Origin of the sequence: Buttiauxella noackiae (genome assembly GCF_000737905.1) — a bacterium.
Lineage (GTDB): Bacteria > Pseudomonadota > Gammaproteobacteria > Enterobacterales > Enterobacteriaceae > Buttiauxella > Buttiauxella noackiae.
In genome coordinates this window covers 221,526-239,990 of the sequence record NZ_JPRU01000004.1, presented here as the reverse complement: position 1 = coordinate 239,990, position 18,465 = coordinate 221,526, and the positions used below count along the sequence as shown (strand labels likewise).

Sequence of the window (18,465 nt, the reverse complement as noted above, 5' to 3'; positions counted from 1 at the left end):
CGTTCGGATGCGTAAGTTGTGACGGGGGCATGTTGTCATGCCCCCGAAATAGCCAATCAGTTACCGAATGGGTTAGCTGATTTTTTGTTTGTTGCTGAGACTGGAGTGGCTTGTGCAGGTGTTTCCGTCTTAGTGGTTGCGGCTGTATCAGCTGAGTAACCATCTGCGCGGGCATTCTGGTCTGGCGTTTCTGGCGCGACGCTTTCGGCAGTCGTTGGTACTGGTTTGCCTAATGTGCCGTTCAACGCAACCAGATCTTGTTCGTTAAGTGTACCCAGAGCTGATTTAATATTCAGCTGGTTGATCAGGTAGTTATAACGAGCACTAGAGAGCTGTTGTTTTGCGTTATACAGCGTTGTCGTCGCATCTAACACATCAACGATGGTACGTGTACCCACGGAATAACCTGCTTCCATTGCATCTAAAGAGCTTTGGGCAGAGACAACCGCTTGTTTATAAGCGTTGATGGTACTGATAGAGGCGTTAACGTTGTTAAACGAAGAACGCACCGTTTGCACCACGCTACGATGTGCGCTTTCCAGTTGCTCACTTGCGCCAACAAAGTTGTATTGCGCTTGTTTCACCTGAGAGGTTACAGAACCGCCGCTATACAATGGCAGGGAGAAGTTCAGACCGATTTTATTCTGGCCTACACCCTGGTCATCGTACGCCTGGCTGGTGGTTTTAGAGCCGCTGTAATTAGTGTCAGAAACACCGGTAGAAGCGGTTAAACCTACAGTTGGCATATGGCCCGTTTCAGCGTAACGAATTTGCTCGCGCGCCAGGTCCTGCGACAGACGTGCCTGTAACAATGCCAGGTTACGCTTTTCAGCCTCTTTCAGCAGATTATTTACTGCATCAGGTTTGTTGGTTTTGAAGCCATCAACATTCAGCGAAGCCAGAGACGGATAGTAGTTACCGGTGACCTGGCGTAACGTTTCTACCGCGTTATCCAGATTATTCCGTGCAGTCACTTCGTTCGCTAATACGTTATCGTATTGTGCTCGGGCGTTCTGTACGTCTGTGATTGCAACCAAACCAACGTTAAAGCGCTGAGTAGTTTGATCTAACTGGCGATAAATAGCCTGTTTCTGTGCTTCTGTGTAGGAGAGTGCGTCAATGGCACTCAACACGTTGAAATAGGCAGTAGCAGTATTCAGGATCAGTGTTTGCTGGTCGGTCTGATAAGTAACATCTTGTATACCGGCAGATTTCTCTTGCAGTGTGAGCGCACGCCATTTCGACATATCAAAAATGGTTTGTGTTAATTGCAAAGAGGCACTGGTCGTAGTGGAGTCGATGCCATTCGAGTCACGGAAGCCATTGCTGTATCCATAATCAGCACCAAGGCCTAGCTGCGGTAGTAATGGGCTGCGTGCTTCGTTGATTTTTTCGAATGCGGCATCACGGTCAGCAGCGGATTTTCGCAAGTCCGGGTTGCTTAAACGTGCCTGCTGATAAACCTGCATCAGGTTTTCTGCCTGGCTCATGGCACTGAAACCCGTTAGGCTCAGACCGATAAGAATTGGGAGCAGTTTCTTCATTTGCATTCCTTGTTGTGAAGCAGAAATTGTTTGTTAGCGCTGACAAGAGCCGAAAATGATCGCCGATTCTAGCAGAGTCTGCCAGCTGGGAAGCTTGGCGTAATGTGCCATCTGCCCTTAATTTTCATCAATCTACCACATAGGAAATGAAACGGCAGTCGTACAGACTTGTATTAGCACATTTCATGACCATAAAAATATCAGGAAACCACTATGACTAAGCAAAAAGATCAACTTGTCACGTTAGGTAAAAACGATGTTGAAATTATTGCACGGGAAACGCTTTATAGCGGTTTTTTTTCGCTAGATCTTTATCGCTTCCGCCATCGCCTGTTTAATGGCGAAATGAGTGGTGAAGTTCGGCGTGAAATTTTAGAACGCGGGCACGCCGCAGTACTGCTACCCTATGACCCTGTGCGAGACGAAGTTGTATTGATAGAGCAGATTCGGATTGCTGCCTATGACACAAGCGAGAGCCCGTGGCTGCTCGAACTGGTTGCAGGAATGATTGAAGAAGGTGAAAGCGTCGAAGACGTTGCTCGCCGCGAAGCAGTTGAAGAGGCTGGAGTGGTTGTCGGTCGGACTAAACCGGTCATTAACTACCTGGCAAGCCCCGGCGGAACTAGTGAGCGTTTATCTATCCTTGTTGGGGAAGTGGACGCAACTTTGGCTACGGGCATACATGGTCTGGCAGATGAAAATGAAGATATTCGTGTTCATGTCGTGAGCCGGGAACAGGCTTATCAGTTAGTAGAAGAAGGGAAAATCGACAACGCAGCTTCAGTCATCGCACTGCTTTGGCTGCAATTGCATCATGAGAAATTAAGAGCCGAGTGGAACAACTAAACATGAAGCGCTACACACCTGACTTCCCGGAAATGATGCGCCTGTGCGAAACCAATTTTGCACAACTACGACGCCTGCTTCCTCGTAATGATGAGGTAGGTGAAAAAGTCACTTATCAGGTCAGTAGCGCCCAATATCGACTCACTATCCTTGAGTCGACACGCTATACAACTCTTGTGCAAATCGAACAAACGGCCCCAACTGTGAGCTACTGGAGCCTACCATCGATGTCGGTCAGGCTATATCATGACGCGATGGTCGCGGAAGTGTGTTCAAGTCAGCAGATCTTTCGCTTCAAAGCGCGTTATGATTATCCTAATAAAAAGTTGCATCAACGCGACGAAAAGCATCAAATTAACCAGTTTCTAGCCGATTGGCTGCGTTATTGTTTGGCGCATGGAGCGATGGCGGTTCCGGTTTGTTAGTGAGGGTGAAACCTAAGGACACCATTTGGAAAGCCTGTTAAATCTTCCTGTGGCCGGTGGGGGCCAGATCAGGATCTTGCAAATTACAGATACCCACCTGTTCTCTGGAAAGAACGAAACGCTGCTTGGTATCAATACCTGGATGAGTTATCAGGCTGTTATTGACGCCATCCTCGCTGAGCAGCGTCATTACGACCTTATCGTTGCAACTGGGGATTTAGCCCAGGATCATAGTGCGCAAGCCTACCAACACTTTGTTGAAGGCATAGCGGAGATTCCTGCGCCCTGCGTTTGGCTTCCCGGTAATCACGATTTCCAACCGGCGATGTTTAGCTCGTTGCTGGAAGCCGGTATTTCCCCGGCGAAACAAGTTTTCTTAGGCGATAGCTGGCAGATTTTGTTGCTGGACAGCCAGGTGTTTGGTGTCCCACATGGTGAATTGAGCGACTATCAGCTCGACTGGCTCGAGCGCAAGCTCGCCGGTGCACCTGAACGCCATACTCTATTGTTGTTGCATCATCACCCTGTCCCTGCGGGCTGTAGTTGGCTGGATCAACATAGCCTGCGCAATGCCGCCGAGCTTGATAACGTGCTGCAAAAATTCCCAAAAGTGAAAACTCTGGTGTGTGGGCATATTCATCAGGAGTTAGATCTCGACTGGAATGGCCGGCGCATGCTGGCAACACCTTCTACTTGCGTGCAATTCAAACCTCACTGCTCTAACTTCACCCTCGATACCATCGAGCCCGGTTGGCGCTGGCTGGAACTTCATCCAAACGGTGGGGTGACTACTGAGGTTTGTCGCTTGAAAGGTGCGGTGTTTAACCCAGATACCGCGTCAGAAGGGTATTGATGTCAACGCTACTTTACTTACACGGCTTCAATAGCTCGCCGCGTTCAGCCAAGGCGACCAGTTTGAAAGCGTGGCTTGCGCAGAACCATCCGCATATCAATATGATTGTACCGGAACTTCCACCGTATCCTGCCGATGCGGCAGAGTTGCTGGAGTCGCTGGTGCTGGAGCATGGTGGTGAACCGTTAGGTGTAGTCGGCTCGTCTTTAGGTGGCTATTACGCCACCTGGCTGTCGCAATGTTTCACGCTTCCTGCTGTAGTGGTAAACCCGGCAGTCCGGCCTTTTGAATTGCTGGTGGATTATCTCGGCACCAACGAGAACCCCTACACCGGGCAGCAATATGTGCTAGAGTCTCGCCATATTTACGATCTTAAAGTCATGCAAGTTGACCCGTTAGATTCGCCAGATCTTATCTGGTTGTTGCAACAAACGGGTGACGAAGTGCTTGATTATCGCCAGGCGGTTGCGTACTACACCCCCTGTCGCCAGACGGTAGAATCCGGTGGCAATCACGCCTTTGTAGGCTTCGAAGATTATTTCACACAGATCGTCGACTTTCTTGGCCTGCACTGAGGCCTGATGTCGGATTCCTGTTTCGCTATCTGAACGAATAAACCATGACGCAATCCAGTTATAACGCCGATGCCATTGAGGTACTCACCGGGCTTGAGCCTGTTCGCCGCCGTCCGGGGATGTACACCGACACCACCCGTCCAAACCATTTGGGCCAGGAAGTCATTGATAACAGCGTGGATGAAGCGCTGGCAGGCCATGCGAAGCGTGTTGATGTTATTCTCCATGCCGACCAGTCGTTAGAAGTCATTGATGACGGGCGCGGCATGCCGGTAGATATCCACCCGGAAGAGGGCGTTCCGGCGGTCGAGCTTATTCTTTGTCGCCTGCATGCTGGCGGTAAATTCTCCAATAAAAACTACCAGTTCTCTGGTGGTCTGCACGGCGTGGGCATTTCTGTCGTTAACGCCTTGTCAAAACGTGTTGAAGTCACCGTGCGCCGCGATGCGCAGGTTTACAGCATTGCCTTTGAAAACGGCGATAAAGTCCAGGAACTGGCGGTGGTCGGCACCTGCGGTAAACGCAACACCGGCACCAGCGTTCACTTCTGGCCAGATGCTTCCTTCTTCGACAGCCCGCGTTTTTCCGTTTCCCGTTTAAGCCATTTGCTGAAAGCGAAAGCGGTGCTTTGCCCGGGTGTGGAAATCACTTTCACCGACAAAGTGAATAATACTGAGCAACGCTGGTGCTACCAGGATGGTCTGAAAGATTATTTGTGCGAAGCGGTAAATGGCTTGCCTACGCTCCCTGAGTCTCCATTTGTCGGTAACTTCGCCGGGGATGTCGAGCAAGTTGACTGGGCGTTGTTGTGGCTCCCTGAAGGCGGGGAATTGCTGACGGAAAGCTACGTCAACCTGATCCCAACAATGCAGGGCGGTACTCACGTCAACGGTTTGCGCCAGGGTCTGCTTGATGCGATGCGCGAATTTTGCGAATACCGCAACATTCTGCCGCGTGGCGTAAAGTTATCTGCTGAAGATATCTGGGAACGTTGCGCTTACGTGCTCTCGGTTAAAATGCAGGATCCTCAGTTCGCCGGGCAAACCAAAGAACGCCTGTCATCACGCCAGTGTGCGGCATTTGTTTCCGGTGTTGTGAAAGACGCATTCAGCTTATGGCTGAACCAGAATATTCAGATTGCAGAACAACTCGCTGAACTGGCGATTTCCAGCGCCCAGCGTCGTATGCGAGCCGCCAAAAAAGTGGTACGTAAAAAACTGACCAGCGGCCCGGCATTACCAGGCAAACTGGCAGACTGCTCCGCGCAGGATTTGAGTCGCACTGAGTTGTTCCTGGTGGAAGGGGATTCCGCAGGCGGTTCAGCTAAACAGGCCCGTGACCGTGAATATCAGGCGATCATGCCTCTTAAAGGTAAGATCCTCAACACCTGGGAAGTCTCTTCCGACGAAGTACTGGCATCACAAGAAGTGCACGATATTTCTGTCGCGATCGGTATTGATCCAGACAGTGAAGACCTGAGCCAGCTGCGCTACGGTAAAGTTTGTATCCTTGCGGATGCGGACTCCGATGGTTTGCACATTGCCACTTTGCTGTGTGCGTTGTTCGTACGCCACTTCCGTTCGCTGGTTCGCGGTGGGCATGTCTATGTCGCGATGCCACCTTTGTACCGCATCGATCTGGGCAAAGAGGTTTACTACGCCCTGGATGAAGAAGAGAAAGCCGGTGTGCTTGAGCAACTCAAACGTAAGAAAGGGAAACCGAACGTTCAGCGCTTTAAAGGGCTGGGCGAAATGAACCCCCTGCAATTACGTGAAACGACGCTCGATCCAAACACTCGCCGCCTGGTGCAGCTCACGATTGACGATGAGGACAACGATAAAACAATGGCAATCATGGATATGTTGCTTGCGAAGAAACGTTCCGAAGATCGTCGCAATTGGCTGCAAGATAAAGGCGATATGGCGGATCTTGAAGTCTGATGTCCCTGCAAGGATAGATTGATAAATCTGCTAAACGTTGAGCAAGGAAGCTCTGGCGCAAGCTGCAAAACGTCAGGCCTTGCTCTAAAGATTTAGTGTAAAAATATTCTTTATTTCAGTCTGTTAAATCGAGTCGTGGGAAATCGATCCCAGGATGTAAATACTGCCTGAATTTAGAATTCGATAAGAAAGTTGCAGGCAACTTTCCTCACACTTAATTTTCTATATTGAAGCAAAATCCCTCCTATGCCCCCAATGTATCCAAAAAATCGGATAAAGGAACCGGGCGGTGGTACAAATAGCCCTGCTGATAATCAACGTTGTTATCATGCAAATATTTTGCCTGTTCCTCAGTTTCAACGCCTTCCGCAATAACTTTTAAATTCAGTGATTTTGATAATGAGACAACATTTTCTACGATATGGTGAGAGATAGCATCAAGACCAATCATTTTAATAAAACTACGGTCAATTTTAATATAGCTTACCGGGAATTTTTGGAGGTAGTGGTGGGTAGCATATCCTGTTCCGAAATCGTCAAGGGCAAAAAGAATATTTAGATTATTAAGCGCCACAGCACCTTTTATCGCAATTTTAGTATCAGTATTAAAGTTTCTTTCTGTTATTTCGAATATAGTTGTGATTGAAGTACAATTTTCTTTAAATGATTTACTTCTTGTAACCAACTCCGGATCTTCTAAATGATCAGGAGAGATATTAATTGATAAATGAAAATTACTCGGTAGTTTATGTGCCTTAATTTGTAAGGTTTTCTGTATGTTCTCAAGTAATTGATGTGTCACTTTAATAATAATTCCGCTTGATTCCATTGCCGGAATAAATGTATTTGGGGGAATGAGTCCCATCGTTGGGTGTTTCCATCGAAGAAGTATTTCACAACCAATGATTTCTTTATTTCTTGTGTCCATTATTGCCTGCGCAAAAGGTATGAACTCATTTTTTTTCATGGCGCGGAGCATGTATTTTTTAGAAAGGAAATTATAATTAGAAAATGATTGCAGGAACATAAAAGAAAAAATGATAAATGTTATGATACCTATTGGTAATCCGGCTTGAGTTGCTACTCTGATTATTTTCTCTTGTATAGTAGTATATTGTTCAATATAGAGTATGCCACTCAGTATCTCTTTGTTAGTATAGTTAGAGTAAACCCCTCCTTTAGTTTTTACGATTGAAGCAATTTCTTTATTCGAAGGGTCATTATCGCTGGAAATTATAATTTTATTATTCTTGTCAAATACTACAACGTGATAATTATTATCGTTGTTTTTAACTATTTTATTTATATAATCAAGGTTAAGATCAAGGGAAATAGCTCCTTTGAATTCATCTTTATTATAAACAGGCGCTGTAACCGTTAGTATCTGCCCCTTCCCGGCAATATCAATATAAGGGGTTGTGATTTTCACCTCACGCTTAGGATTATTTTCTGGTGTAACTAAATACCAGAATGGATCGGTATACATGCCGGGATTAAAATAGTAAGTGCTAACCTTTTTTTCAGATGAGTAAGGAGCGATATAGACAAATGAGTTTTTGGAAGTGTAGTAGATCCATGAGTATAATTTTGTAAAATAACCATCCCCTACATCAATGTTAAGAGACGCTGCAGCATTAGCTTCATTTTTTGTATCAGAATCTAATTTATCATAAGAACCAATACCGCTAATCATCCCTCCAGAAATATTATTGTGAGGTGTTATTTTAAAATGCCAATTCTCTGAAGAATTATTGTTTTTTATTGGCATTGAAATGGGATTGTAACGATTGTTAGATTGTAAGTTAATCTCCATCTGTTTTCGTAGCATTTCGCACAATACAATGCTTACGTTTATTTTTTCACTGATGCTTTTTATATATGTCTCAACTGTTTCATTTATACGTACAGTATCTTTTTCCCAATATGAGCCCAACATTGCAGCAACGCAAACCACCCAAATTACTAACAATAAATGCTTTTTATTCATTATTTATGAGCCAGTTATAAGTATTTATGTATTATTATATAAATAATTGGATTGCGTATTCAATATTTAGATTAAGGTATGTCTGGGGTGCATTATCTTTCTCGTGGCTTGAAATCAAATGAAGCTCAACGGAAGTCAGTGAGTCAGAAATTGATAATACTTTTCATTTTGTAATGCCCTATTTTTACAGAATATATTAAATAGCTAAAGCGCATTTGTGAACTCAATGAGATGCCAGAATCGATTAGCTTTTTTTCATACGTTGGGTGGAATTACCTCTTTCAGATAATGCTTTCAGATATTAAGGGTTACGATGGTTTTTAAAGAAAAAAAGGGGGTAAATAGATCCAGTGATATGACATCCTTGGCCTGATTGAAAAAAACACTTTGCTTTTCTCTGCATCAGATTTCGCTTTATCGACCATCCTCACAAGTTAAAAATCTTGGTTACCGATCTCGCGAACCCCGTGCGTATGACCCTCCTCACATTTTTCCCGTTTGTAGCTTGAAATAGTAATACTCCATCCGCTATTCTTTTTTTGGAGTTAAACTTCATTTGAGTTTGCAAGGCGGAGCACAATGTCACTACTAACAGCATTAGAACAAAGCGTGCGTGATTGCGGGGGGCTTATCGTCTCCTGTCAGCCCGTACCCGGAAGCCCAATGGACAGGCCTGATATCGTGGCAGCAATGGCGCAAGCTGCTGTATCTGCGGGAGCTGTTGCCATACGCATTGAAGGAATCGCCAATCTGGAGGCGGTACGGCCACTTATTTCAGTTCCAATCATTGGCATTATGAAACGCGACCTGGAAGACTCAGCGGTGCGCATCACCCCGTTTTTGCATGACGTTGATGCGCTTGCAAAAGCCGGAGCAGACATTATTGCCTTTGATGCAACATTCCGCCCGCGCCCGGTGGCCATTGATGAACTGATTGCCCGTATTCACCATCATGGATTGCTGGCAATGGCAGACAGTTCCACGGTAGAAGAAGGCCTCAACTGCAAACACAAAGGCGTCGAGTTTATCGGCACAACGATGTCTGGTTACACCACTTCAGTTACGCCTGAAGGACCGGATCTGATGATGGTGTCAGAGTTAAGCGATGCTGGCTGCCGCGTCATTGCTGAAGGTCGTTACAACTCTCCTGAGCTGGCATCACAGGCTATCAATCATGGCGCATGGGCTGTTACTGTTGGTTCAGCCATCACACGTATTGAACATATTTGCCAGTGGTTCAGTGATGCCGTTAAGCGCTAAGCCGGAGAAGATGATGAACACACTTGCTATTGATATCGGCGGTACCAAGCTGGCCGCGGCGCTTATCAACTCGCAGCATGAAATCTCGCTACGCACGGAGATCCCCACTCCGGCACATGCAGAGCCACAAGCTCTGGAGCAGGCTCTGGCTCATTTGGTTGAAGTCTATGAAGGGAAAGCACAGCGGGTGGCGATTGCCTCTACAGGTATTATTGATAACGGAATTCTTACTGCGCTAAATCCAGATAATCTCGGCGGGCTGAATCAATTTCCATTGCAGGCGACCGTTGAACGTCTCACGGGGTTGCCGTGTGTAGTTCTCAACGATGCACAGGCTGCCGCCTGGGCAGAATATTGCCATCTGTCAGCTCAATTCAAACACGTTACGTTTATTACGGTTTCCACAGGAGTAGGTGGTGGCATCGTGATCAATGGTGAGTTGCTAACGGGTCCTCATGCCTTTGCAGGCCACATTGGGCATACCCAGGCGGATCCGAATGGCCCGATGTGTGGTTGCGGACGTGTTGGTTGTGTTGAAGCCATAGCGTCCGGGCGAGCCATTGCAGCAGGGGCTCAGCACGATCTTTTGGGAAAAAATGCCCGCGAAATCTTTGCTTTGGCGCAGGAAGGAAATGAGCAGGCACAACAACTAGTTGCGCGTTCAGCACAGGCAATTTGCCAACTGATTGCCAATCTTAAAGCTCTGTTGGATACCGAATGCATCGTGCTAGGTGGTAGCGTCGGGCTTGCCCAGGGTTACCTTCTACAGGTGGAAAAGCAGCTCGCAACACTACCCGTGGCATTCCATGTTCCAGTTTATTCAGCTCACTATCTGCATGATGCGGGGTTAATGGGTGCTGCCCTCTGGTCTGAATATCGCGCAGTCTGATCGTTTATAAAATTTAAAATTCAGACAGTTACCTCACCCTAATAAAACCATAAGTAGGAAAGTGCCATAATGACTCATTCTTTCGGCATCTTAAATTACGTTGTTCTTTTCGGCTATTTACTGGCCATGATGTTAGTCGGTGTCTATTTTTCAAAGCGGCAGAAAACGGCTGATGATTATTTCCGTGGCGGCGGCCGAATTCCTGGCTGGGCTGCAGGTGTCAGTGTATTTGCTACTACGCTAAGCTCAATTACCTTTATGTCCATTCCAGCCAAGGCATTCACCACTGACTGGACATTTATTCTCGGCCAATATCTGGTTATTGCTATTTTGCCGGTTGTCTTTTACTTCTATATTCCATTCTTCCGAAAGCTAAAAGTAACCTCTGCCTACGAATATCTTGAAGCTCGTTTTGATGTTCGTAGCCGCTTGTTCGCCAGTCTCTCTTTTATGATGTTTAACATTGGCCGTATCGCCATTATCACTTATTTAACGGTATTGGCTCTGCGACCATTTATTGGTATTGACCCTATTGTTTTAGTGCTGCTGATTAGTGTTATGTGCATTATTTACACCTGGATGGGCGGTATCGAAGGGGTTATCTGGACTGACGTTATTCAGGGGTTGTTGTTATCGGGCAGCGCGGTGCTTATTTTCATCGTAATTTGCTTTAAGGTGCAGGGCGGGTTCGGCGAGATTTTTACCGTGACCCAACATGCCGATAAATTCTTCCCGACTTCACAGTTCCGCTGGAGCTGGACGGAAAGCACAGTGCCCGTACTGATGATTGGTTTTCTGTTTGCCAATATTCAACAATTTACTGCCAGCCAGGACGTGGTCCAGCGCTATATCGTGACGGACTCCATCGAGGAGACGAAGAAAACACTGCTGACCAACGCTAAGCTTATCGCCATTATTCCTATCTTCTTCTTTGCTATCGGTTCGGCTCTGTTTGTTTACTACAAACAAAACCCAGGCCTGTTACCCGCAGGTTTTAACATCGGGGGAATCTTGCCGCTATTCGTGGTGACAGAAATGCCTACAGGTATTGCCGGTTTGATTATCGCCGCTATTTTTGCTGCTGCGCAGTCCAGTATTTCAAGCAGCCTGAACAGCATCTCCAGTTGCTTTAACTCCGATATTTATCAACGACTGAGCAGCAAAAAGAGAACCCCAGAAAACAGTATGCGTATGGCGAAACTGGTGATCCTTATTGCCGGGCTATTTAGTAGCGCTGCGACGGTATGGTTGGTGATGGCGAATGAATCAGAAATCTGGGATGCCTTTAACAGCTTGATTGGGCTGATGGGTGGCCCGATGACAGGTCTGTTTATGCTGGGGATTTTCTGCAAACGCGCCAATGCGGGTAGTGCCACTCTTGGCATTGTGGTCAGTATTGTAGCGGTGCTGTTTGCCCGCTATGCCACAGACTTGAATTTCTTCTTCTATGGTGTGGTTGGCTGTCTGAGTGTAGTTATCAGCGGCGTTATTTTCGCCCCATTATTTGCTTCAGCGCCAGCGCTGACGCTTGGTGAAACACGTGAGTAAAAGGTGACATCATGATTTTAGGACGCATTTCAGAGCTCAGTGCTCAGACCGGTATCGCTCCTCAGCTACTGGCTATTATTAAGCAGGCACTGGCAAGGCATCCGGAAACACTAAGTGCGGGCCGCCATGAAATAGACGGCGACGATATCTTTATGAATGTTATGAGCTTTGATACCTCAGAACCGCAGAGCAAGCGTTACGAGCAGCATCGCGAATATCTTGATATTCAGCTGTTACTTAGTGGCCATGAGCGCATTGATTTTGGCCCCGTTGGTGCGGCAATAGAGCCAGATGTTTATCACCAGGATGATGATTATCTGCTTTGTGATGAGGTCGCGCCTTGCCAGACTTTGCATATGCAACCCGGAATGTTTGCGATATTTCTTCCAGGGGAGCCACATAAACCAGGCTGTATCAGCGAAACGGCGCAGTCAATCAGTAAGGTAGTCATCAAAGTGCATTATCGCTGTCTATAACATGATGTTTTAAAGCCATAATAATATTAAGCCGTAAATTAGTTCTTCTTTGACGACGCGATGTACGCATACCCCCTATGCTTACATCGCGCTTTTTTTCATGCCACAGACTTGTTACGCTCTCAACCATTCAATATTGCAGGCTTTTTGCCACAACACGCACTCAAGAGCAGGAAATTATGGAGTCTCAAGCCCTACGTCTTAAACCCGGAAAAATCCTCGACACACTGGGTGCGATGCAAAATAGCATGACGCGTGTTTCACAGCGGATCGCGCACTATATTCTGACCTCTCCACAGCAGGTGACTCAGCTCTCTATCGCCGAGTTGTCACGCGAAACACAGGCTGGCGAAGCCACCGTTATTCGTTTCTGTCGCACCCTGGGCTATAAAGGTTTTCAAGATTTTAAAATGGATTTGGCTATTGAGTTAGCCACGATGGATACAGATAACAGTAGCCCGCTGTTGGATGGAGAAATCACTGAGTCAGACGATGCGCATACCATTGGTTTGAAACTGCAAAGCACCATTAATAATGTGTTGTCTGAAACCTTAAACCTGCTGGATATGAATCAGGTTAATCAGGTAGTCGATGCGTTGCGTACCAGTAACTCGGTATATATTTTCGGTGTCGGTTCGTCGGGAATTACGGCGGAAGATATGAAGCATAAGCTGATGCGTATTGGTTTGCGGGTCGATGCAGTTACTAATAATCACTTTATGTATATGCAGGCCACATTACTCAAAGCGGGCGATGTCGCGATTGCTATCAGCCACACTGGTACATCACCGGAAACCGTCCATGCCCTCAAGCTTGCCAGGCAAGCGGGAGCTACAACGGTAGCGCTGACCCATAATTTAGGCTCCCCACTTATTGAAATAGCCGATTTTAGCCTGATCAACGGTAACCGCCAGGGGATGCTGCAAGGCGATTCGATTGGCACTAAGACAGCACAACTATTTGTACTGGATTTGCTCTACACCTTGCTGGTACAAGCTGCACCAGAGCAAGCCCGGGAAAGTAAGTTGCGTACCATGGACGCACTTAACATCGCAAAGTAATGCCACATTAGCGGCATTGATCACAGTTCAATGTATTAAGCCATTTTAGCTATGCAGCCATGGTTGCATCACTCCATTTGTCGCCTTAATATAGAGTTAAACTTCATAATCGCAAATCATTAGAAGTAAAACTCCAAAGAGGCTTGCATGGAAAAGTTAACTGGCTTAATCGCCGCGCCGCACACCCCGTTTACCGCTGATGGTAGTGTTAATTATCCGGTTATTGACCAAATAGCTGCACATTTGATTAAGCAAGGTGTTAAAGGTGCCTATGTACTGGGAACTACCGGTGAAGGTATTCATTGCTCGGTAGATGAGCGCAAAAAAATTGCAGAACGTTGGGTGAGTGCAAGTGCGGGTAAATTGAGTATCACTTTGCATACTGGTGCTCTGAGTATCGCAGACTCTGTTGAACTTAGCCGCCATGCTGAAACTTTAGATATCTTTGCTACCTCAGTGATTGGTCCTTGTTTCTTCAAGCCGGGTAACATCGAAGACTTAGTCGAATACTGCCGCATCAATGCTGCAGCTGCACCATCTAAAGGTTTCTACTATTACCATTCCGGCATGTCTGGTGTGAATCTCGATATGGAGCAATTTTTACAGGTTGCAGCCGATCGTATTCCTAACCTTACTGGCATGAAGTTTAACTCCAGTGACATGTATGAATATCAACGCTGTGTGCGCGTGAATAACGGCCAGTTCGATATTCCATTTGGTGTGGATGAGTTTCTACCTGCGGGCCTGGCATGTGGTGCGGTTGGTGCCGTTGGCAGCACCTATAACTACGCAGCGCCTTTGTATCACCGCCTGATAGAGAGTTTTAATCGTGGTGACCAGGCAGATGTTGCTGGTTGCATGGATAAGGTCATCGCTATCATCCGCGTGCTGGTGCAGTACGGTGGTGTTGCGGCTGGTAAAGTTGCGATGAAACTCCATGGCATTGATGTCGGCGACCCGCGTCGTCCGCTGCGCCCAATGACTGAGCAGCAAAAGCAAGATGCGCTGCAAGCCTTCCGCAAGGCTGATTTCCTTTAATCTGCCTGCAATATTCAGGTTTAGAAAATAAAAAAGGGAGCTGGTGTAAACACCGCTCCCTTTAATGATTCGGTAAACCCAATTACTTAATTGCGTCTTCCAGAATATGGATATGAACGTCCAGAACGTCATCTTTAACCGTGACGCTGTGCGCTTTCATATGCTGTGTTTGCAGGTGAGCTTCCAGGTGAGCCACGCTCTCCCATTTTTCCAGCATAAACACAGAATCTGGTGCAGTGGTCTGGAACGCGACTTGTGCGTTATGGTCGATGAGTGGCGCATAACCAAAGCAGCCTTCCTCTTCGAGCACGGTAGGAATAATTTTTGCAAACGCGTCCAGTACAGCCTGGCGATGGTGAACACCAGGGCGGGTACGAATTTCAGCTATTACTGTAATCATGTTCAACTCCTTGTTGTCGACATAAGACAGTTAAGCAAAAACTCGGCCCAGATGCTCGCGGTATTCTGCGATAAAACGCGGTACATCAGGCGCTTTCATTACATCGTTGGCGATAAAGGTCGGCAGGCCTTCCATTCCAAGGAACTGGTTAGCTTTGTGGAATGGCAGATAAACACCATCAACGCCAACACCGTGGAAGAACTGTTCTTTATCTTCAAATGCTTGCAGCGGGGCGTTCCAGGTGAGTGACAACATGTAAGTTTTGCCCTGGATCAGGCCGCCGGAACCGTATTTTTTCTCTGCATCAGAACGGGTGCGACCATCGCTTGCATACAGTGAGCCATGACCTTCAGTAAATACATCATCAATGTATTTCTTCATGGTCCATGGTGCGCCCATCCACCAGCCTGGCATCTGGTAAATCACGGTATCAGCCCACATATATTTTGCGACTTCTTCTTTAATGTCGTACTCGCTGTCGGTACGTGTGACCTGAACATCATGCCCGAGGTCGCGCAAAAAGCTTTCCGCGACGTCGGTCAGGGTGTCGTTAAGTTGGCCGTTAGAATGGGCGAATTTTTTCGCACCATTGATAATCAGAATGTTGCTCATCGTTATTCCTCGAATAATTGCGTCTGGCGCGGAGTTTACCGTGATGGCTGTCACAGTTAAATGCCATAAATAGGCAAAGACTTTTGCTAAAAACGCAATAATCAGAGGGCTGAATCTGTTTTTACCAGTGTATTTTTACCTGAAATCCACCGCTGGTGGCGTTTAAGAAAATCGCCTGCATACCGTGTAATGCAGCGATTCTTCTGACGATGGATAACCCGAGACCGCTGCCGGTTTTTTCCTGTCCGGGTGGACGGAAGAAGCGTTCACCCAAAGAGCTCAGATATTCAGGGCTAACGCCCGGGCCGTTGTCGGTAATCGTAATTTCGTGACTCTGGAGAACGACGTTGACTACGCTGCCGCGCGGGCTGTAGCGCACGGCATTATCCAGCACGTTTCTGACCATCAAACTAAGCAGTAGCGGCTGACCCTGGCGTGTTACTTTTGCGTCCTGAATATCAAGGCGAATATCAATGCCTTCACGCTGCGCCTCGTGATACGCATCCATCACCGCATTTTGCAGTAGCGGCTGAAAAGCTACCTCTTGCACATCATCCAGACCCGCTAAAGAATCCAGCCGCGATAAGGTCAGCAGTTGATCGACCAGGCGAGTCGCACGATCGATGCCCGCGCTCAGGTTACTCAGTGCGTGATCGCGCATCGGTTCATCATTTTGCGCAAGCTGTGCCACTTCGGCCTGTACTTTTAATGCGGCGAGTGGGCTGCGTAGCTCATGTGCGGCATCAGAGGTAAAGCGCCGTTCGCGCTGCATAAATTCCCCGGTACGGCTAAATAGCTGATTAAGTGCTATCACCAAAGGGCGCACTTCTTGCGGCAGCGTTTGTGTTGGCAGTTCACTGGCATCGTCTGGTTTACGGCTACGTAATTGCAGCGCCAGTTTGTGGAGCGGGGAGAGTGCCCGGCTAACCAGCCATACCAACAACAGCAAAATCATCGGTGAGGCGATAAGCCACGGAGTAAGTTGAGACAAAACGATATCCCGTGCCAGATCTTCGCGGTATTCCCACTCTTGACCTACCACGATACGGTATTTTCCATCAGGTGTTGTCACCCAGACCATGCGCCACATATCGTCATCGCCCGCCAGCTTGCCATCAACAAATCCGTCACGCTGGTAGCGATAGATGAGATACCTGCCGTTGTCGCCGTCATTGAGCAGCAACTGCCCGTTGGCGGTATAAATGGCGAAGGCGAGGGTGTCATCATCTTGCTTACCGCGATGATGCGAAATCATCTTTTTGGTACGAGGCAATTGTGTATCGCTTTGCACACCATCAAGCTCCAAAGCACTCAGACGTTTGGCAAACAGCACTTGTTGGGTATCAAACAGTTTATTGAGGTTTTTGCTGGTTTGCTGCCAGGCAGCAACACTTGCGCCAACCCAGGCAACCAGCGTGAGCAAAATAAACCCGGCAATGAGTCTTGCGCGTAAACTCTGAGTCACTCTTTTTAGCATTCTTCACCTAACGTATAACCAATGCCGTGCACTGTACGAATAAACCCGCTGCCGAGTTTGCGGCGTAAATGGTGGATATGCACTTCCAGCGCATTTCGGGAAACATCGTTCTCCCAACTATAAAGTTTCTCTTCAATAAGCGTGCGCGGTAATACGCGTCCTGCGTTACGCATAAATAATTCCAGCAAGGCGAATTCTTTAGGTTTTAGCAGCAGTGGTTCGCCGTCGCGGGTAACGGTTAATTTAATCGGATCAAGTTCAACACCAGCGTGGCAAAGGGTTGATTGCGTCTGCCCATGATTACGGCGAATTAAAACCTGTAAGCGAGTGGCAACTTCTATTAACGCAAAGGGTTTACACAAATAGTCATCGGCACCAAGTTGTAATCCCTCAACACGTTGTTCCAGTGCATCGCGCGCGGTTAGAATTAACACAGGTTCAGTTCGGCCATTACGACGCCAGTATTTTAAGATATCCAGTCCGTCGATTCCCGGCAGACTTAAATCCAGCACCACTGCGTCGTAGGGGGCTAAACTCAGAGCTGACTGGCCTTGAAGACCATCAGTAAACCAGTCGACGGTAAAGCCCATTTTTGTCAGCCCGGCTTTGAGTCCATCGCCAATGAGCTTATCGTCTTCAATTAGTAATATGCGCATGGTGTTTCCCTTACTGCCCATTTGCGGGAAGTTAATAACTTTTGCGAGGATGTGTACAGGGGAAAAATACGATGCTTCGGCATGGTGCACAATTGACTAAAAAAAGCGATTTTTGATGGGAGAATTAAGATCGCGTTAAGATCTATCACGTTAAATAGCACTCATGAAATCATTCATAAAAGGAAAATTAAAATGAAAAAAATAGCCGCTATTATGACTATTCTCGCTATTACCGCAGCACCTGCACTGGCTGCAAATCAGGGCGGTTTCTCTGATCCGAACGCAGCTCCTGCCACCACACAAACTCAAACCGCAGGCGGTTTTGTCGGCCCAAGTGGCAGCAACACCACGGCGACACAGGCCAAGTCACTGTCTGACGATACCTGGGTCACTTTGCGCGGCAAGATTGAGTCACGCATCGGCGGCGACCATTACATCTTCCGTGATACTTCTGGCACCATTAATGTCGATATCGACCATAAGCGCTGGAACGGCCAGACCATCACTCCGCAAGATACCGTTGAGATTCAAGGTGAAGTCGATAAGGACTGGAACTCTGTTGAAATCGACGTGAAGCAAATTACTAAAGTAAAATAATGCCCCGAATGAGCCGCCATTTGCGGCTCATTTCTTCCTCCCTTACTTCTCTTAAAGATACGCACTCCTCTGTGACTACGACTGCCAGATAGGTTACTATCGGCGGCAATTACGCCGTTTATACCCGTCATATTTCAATCTGCATGTGCGTTGGCTGCACTCACTTACCCCAGTCACTTACTCAAGTAAGCTTGTGGGATTACTGAGTTTGCCGTCTTTGTGCAACGCGAATTATTTAGGGTATGTGGCAACACTCGGCTCGTCAGTTTGAGGATGAATAA

Annotated in this window: 18 protein-coding genes; 12 read left to right on the top strand and 6 right to left on the bottom strand. The window is 47.2% G+C overall.

The genetic code is table 11. The features are described 5' to 3' along the window. Positions 1-56 precede the first annotated feature (56 nt). Positions 57-1,550 carry an outer membrane channel protein TolC gene (gene tolC / locus IX31_RS18835; RefSeq protein WP_034461021.1) on the bottom strand — a complete coding sequence of 498 codons (1,494 nt, stop codon included), beginning with the start codon at positions 1,548-1,550 and terminating at the stop codon, positions 57-59. Positions 1,551-1,757: 207 nt separating this feature from the next. Here tolC and nudF point away from each other — a divergent pair, with 207 nt between their 5' ends. Genes nudF through parE form a run of 5 tightly spaced genes read left to right on the top strand, consistent with a single transcriptional unit; the run spans position 1,758 to position 6,183 of the window. Continuing rightward, positions 1,758-2,390: an ADP-ribose diphosphatase gene (gene nudF, locus IX31_RS18830; RefSeq protein WP_034461020.1), complete on the top strand. Its 633-nt coding sequence runs from the start codon at positions 1,758-1,760 to the stop codon at positions 2,388-2,390. A 2-nt stretch (positions 2,391-2,392) separates the two neighbouring features. Further along, positions 2,393-2,815 carry a DUF1249 family protein gene (locus IX31_RS18825; RefSeq protein ID WP_034461019.1) on the top strand — a complete coding sequence of 141 codons (423 nt, stop codon included), beginning with the start codon at positions 2,393-2,395 and terminating at the stop codon, positions 2,813-2,815. A gap of 25 nt (positions 2,816-2,840) precedes the next feature. Next, positions 2,841-3,668, top strand: coding sequence for a 3',5'-cyclic-AMP phosphodiesterase (gene cpdA, locus IX31_RS18820; protein ID WP_034461018.1), 828 nt, complete (start codon positions 2,841-2,843; stop codon positions 3,666-3,668). After that, the gene (yqiA, locus tag IX31_RS18815) at positions 3,668-4,243 is read left to right on the top strand and encodes an esterase YqiA (protein ID WP_034461016.1); all 576 of its coding nucleotides are present in this window, start codon (positions 3,668-3,670) and stop codon (positions 4,241-4,243) included. The genes cpdA and yqiA overlap by 1 nt, the downstream gene beginning before the upstream one ends. A 44-nt stretch (positions 4,244-4,287) precedes the next feature. Further along, the gene (parE, locus tag IX31_RS18810) at positions 4,288-6,183 is read left to right on the top strand and encodes a DNA topoisomerase IV subunit B (RefSeq protein WP_034461014.1); all 1,896 of its coding nucleotides are present in this window, start codon (positions 4,288-4,290) and stop codon (positions 6,181-6,183) included. A 244-nt stretch (positions 6,184-6,427) separates the two neighbouring features. Here parE and IX31_RS22105 read toward each other — a convergent pair whose 3' ends face one another. Further along, positions 6,428-8,170, bottom strand: coding sequence for an EAL domain-containing protein (locus tag IX31_RS22105; protein WP_051880764.1), 1,743 nt, complete (start codon positions 8,168-8,170; stop codon positions 6,428-6,430). 579 nt (positions 8,171-8,749) lie between these two features. Between IX31_RS22105 and IX31_RS18800 the strand changes: the two genes are divergently transcribed. From IX31_RS18800 to IX31_RS18775, 6 genes are all read left to right on the top strand, one after another. Continuing rightward, positions 8,750-9,430, top strand: a complete 681-nt coding sequence (locus IX31_RS18800; RefSeq protein ID WP_034461012.1) for an N-acetylmannosamine-6-phosphate 2-epimerase — start codon at positions 8,750-8,752, stop codon at positions 9,428-9,430. 13 nt (positions 9,431-9,443) lie between these two features. Continuing rightward, positions 9,444-10,319, top strand: a complete 876-nt coding sequence (nanK, locus tag IX31_RS18795; protein ID WP_034461010.1) for an N-acetylmannosamine kinase — start codon at positions 9,444-9,446, stop codon at positions 10,317-10,319. Between the two features lie 66 nt (positions 10,320-10,385). Further along, a complete protein-coding gene (locus tag IX31_RS18790; RefSeq protein ID WP_034461008.1) occupies positions 10,386-11,867 on the top strand; it encodes a sodium:solute symporter family protein in 1,482 nt (493 codons plus the stop codon). 11 nt (positions 11,868-11,878) lie between these two features. Next, on the top strand, positions 11,879-12,343 hold the full coding sequence (gene nanQ, locus IX31_RS18785; protein ID WP_034461006.1) for an N-acetylneuraminate anomerase: 465 nt from the start codon (positions 11,879-11,881) through the stop codon (positions 12,341-12,343). A gap of 179 nt (positions 12,344-12,522) precedes the next feature. Then, positions 12,523-13,404 carry a MurR/RpiR family transcriptional regulator gene (locus IX31_RS18780; protein WP_034461005.1) on the top strand — a complete coding sequence of 294 codons (882 nt, stop codon included), beginning with the start codon at positions 12,523-12,525 and terminating at the stop codon, positions 13,402-13,404. Between the two features lie 147 nt (positions 13,405-13,551). After that, the gene (locus IX31_RS18775) at positions 13,552-14,442 is read left to right on the top strand and encodes a dihydrodipicolinate synthase family protein (protein ID WP_034461004.1); all 891 of its coding nucleotides are present in this window, start codon (positions 13,552-13,554) and stop codon (positions 14,440-14,442) included. 82 nt (positions 14,443-14,524) lie between these two features. On the opposite strand, the gene IX31_RS18770 is transcribed toward IX31_RS18775, so the two are convergent. The 4 genes from IX31_RS18770 to qseB form a co-directional block, all read right to left on the bottom strand. After that, positions 14,525-14,842, bottom strand: a complete 318-nt coding sequence (locus IX31_RS18770; protein WP_034461003.1) for a putative quinol monooxygenase — start codon at positions 14,840-14,842, stop codon at positions 14,525-14,527. Between the two features lie 30 nt (positions 14,843-14,872). After that, on the bottom strand, positions 14,873-15,454 hold the full coding sequence (locus tag IX31_RS18765) for an NAD(P)H-dependent oxidoreductase (RefSeq protein ID WP_034461002.1): 582 nt from the start codon (positions 15,452-15,454) through the stop codon (positions 14,873-14,875). Positions 15,455-15,575: 121 nt separating this feature from the next. Further along, on the bottom strand, positions 15,576-16,931 hold the full coding sequence (qseC, locus tag IX31_RS18760; protein WP_034461001.1) for a quorum sensing histidine kinase QseC: 1,356 nt from the start codon (positions 16,929-16,931) through the stop codon (positions 15,576-15,578). Then, a complete protein-coding gene (qseB, locus tag IX31_RS18755) occupies positions 16,925-17,587 on the bottom strand; it encodes a quorum sensing response regulator transcription factor QseB (RefSeq protein ID WP_034461000.1) in 663 nt (220 codons plus the stop codon). The genes qseC and qseB overlap by 7 nt, the downstream gene beginning before the upstream one ends. A gap of 192 nt (positions 17,588-17,779) precedes the next feature. Between qseB and IX31_RS18750 the strand changes: the two genes are divergently transcribed. Further along, the gene (locus IX31_RS18750; protein ID WP_034460999.1) at positions 17,780-18,184 is read left to right on the top strand and encodes a YgiW/YdeI family stress tolerance OB fold protein; all 405 of its coding nucleotides are present in this window, start codon (positions 17,780-17,782) and stop codon (positions 18,182-18,184) included. The last annotated feature ends 281 nt before the right edge of the window (positions 18,185-18,465 follow it).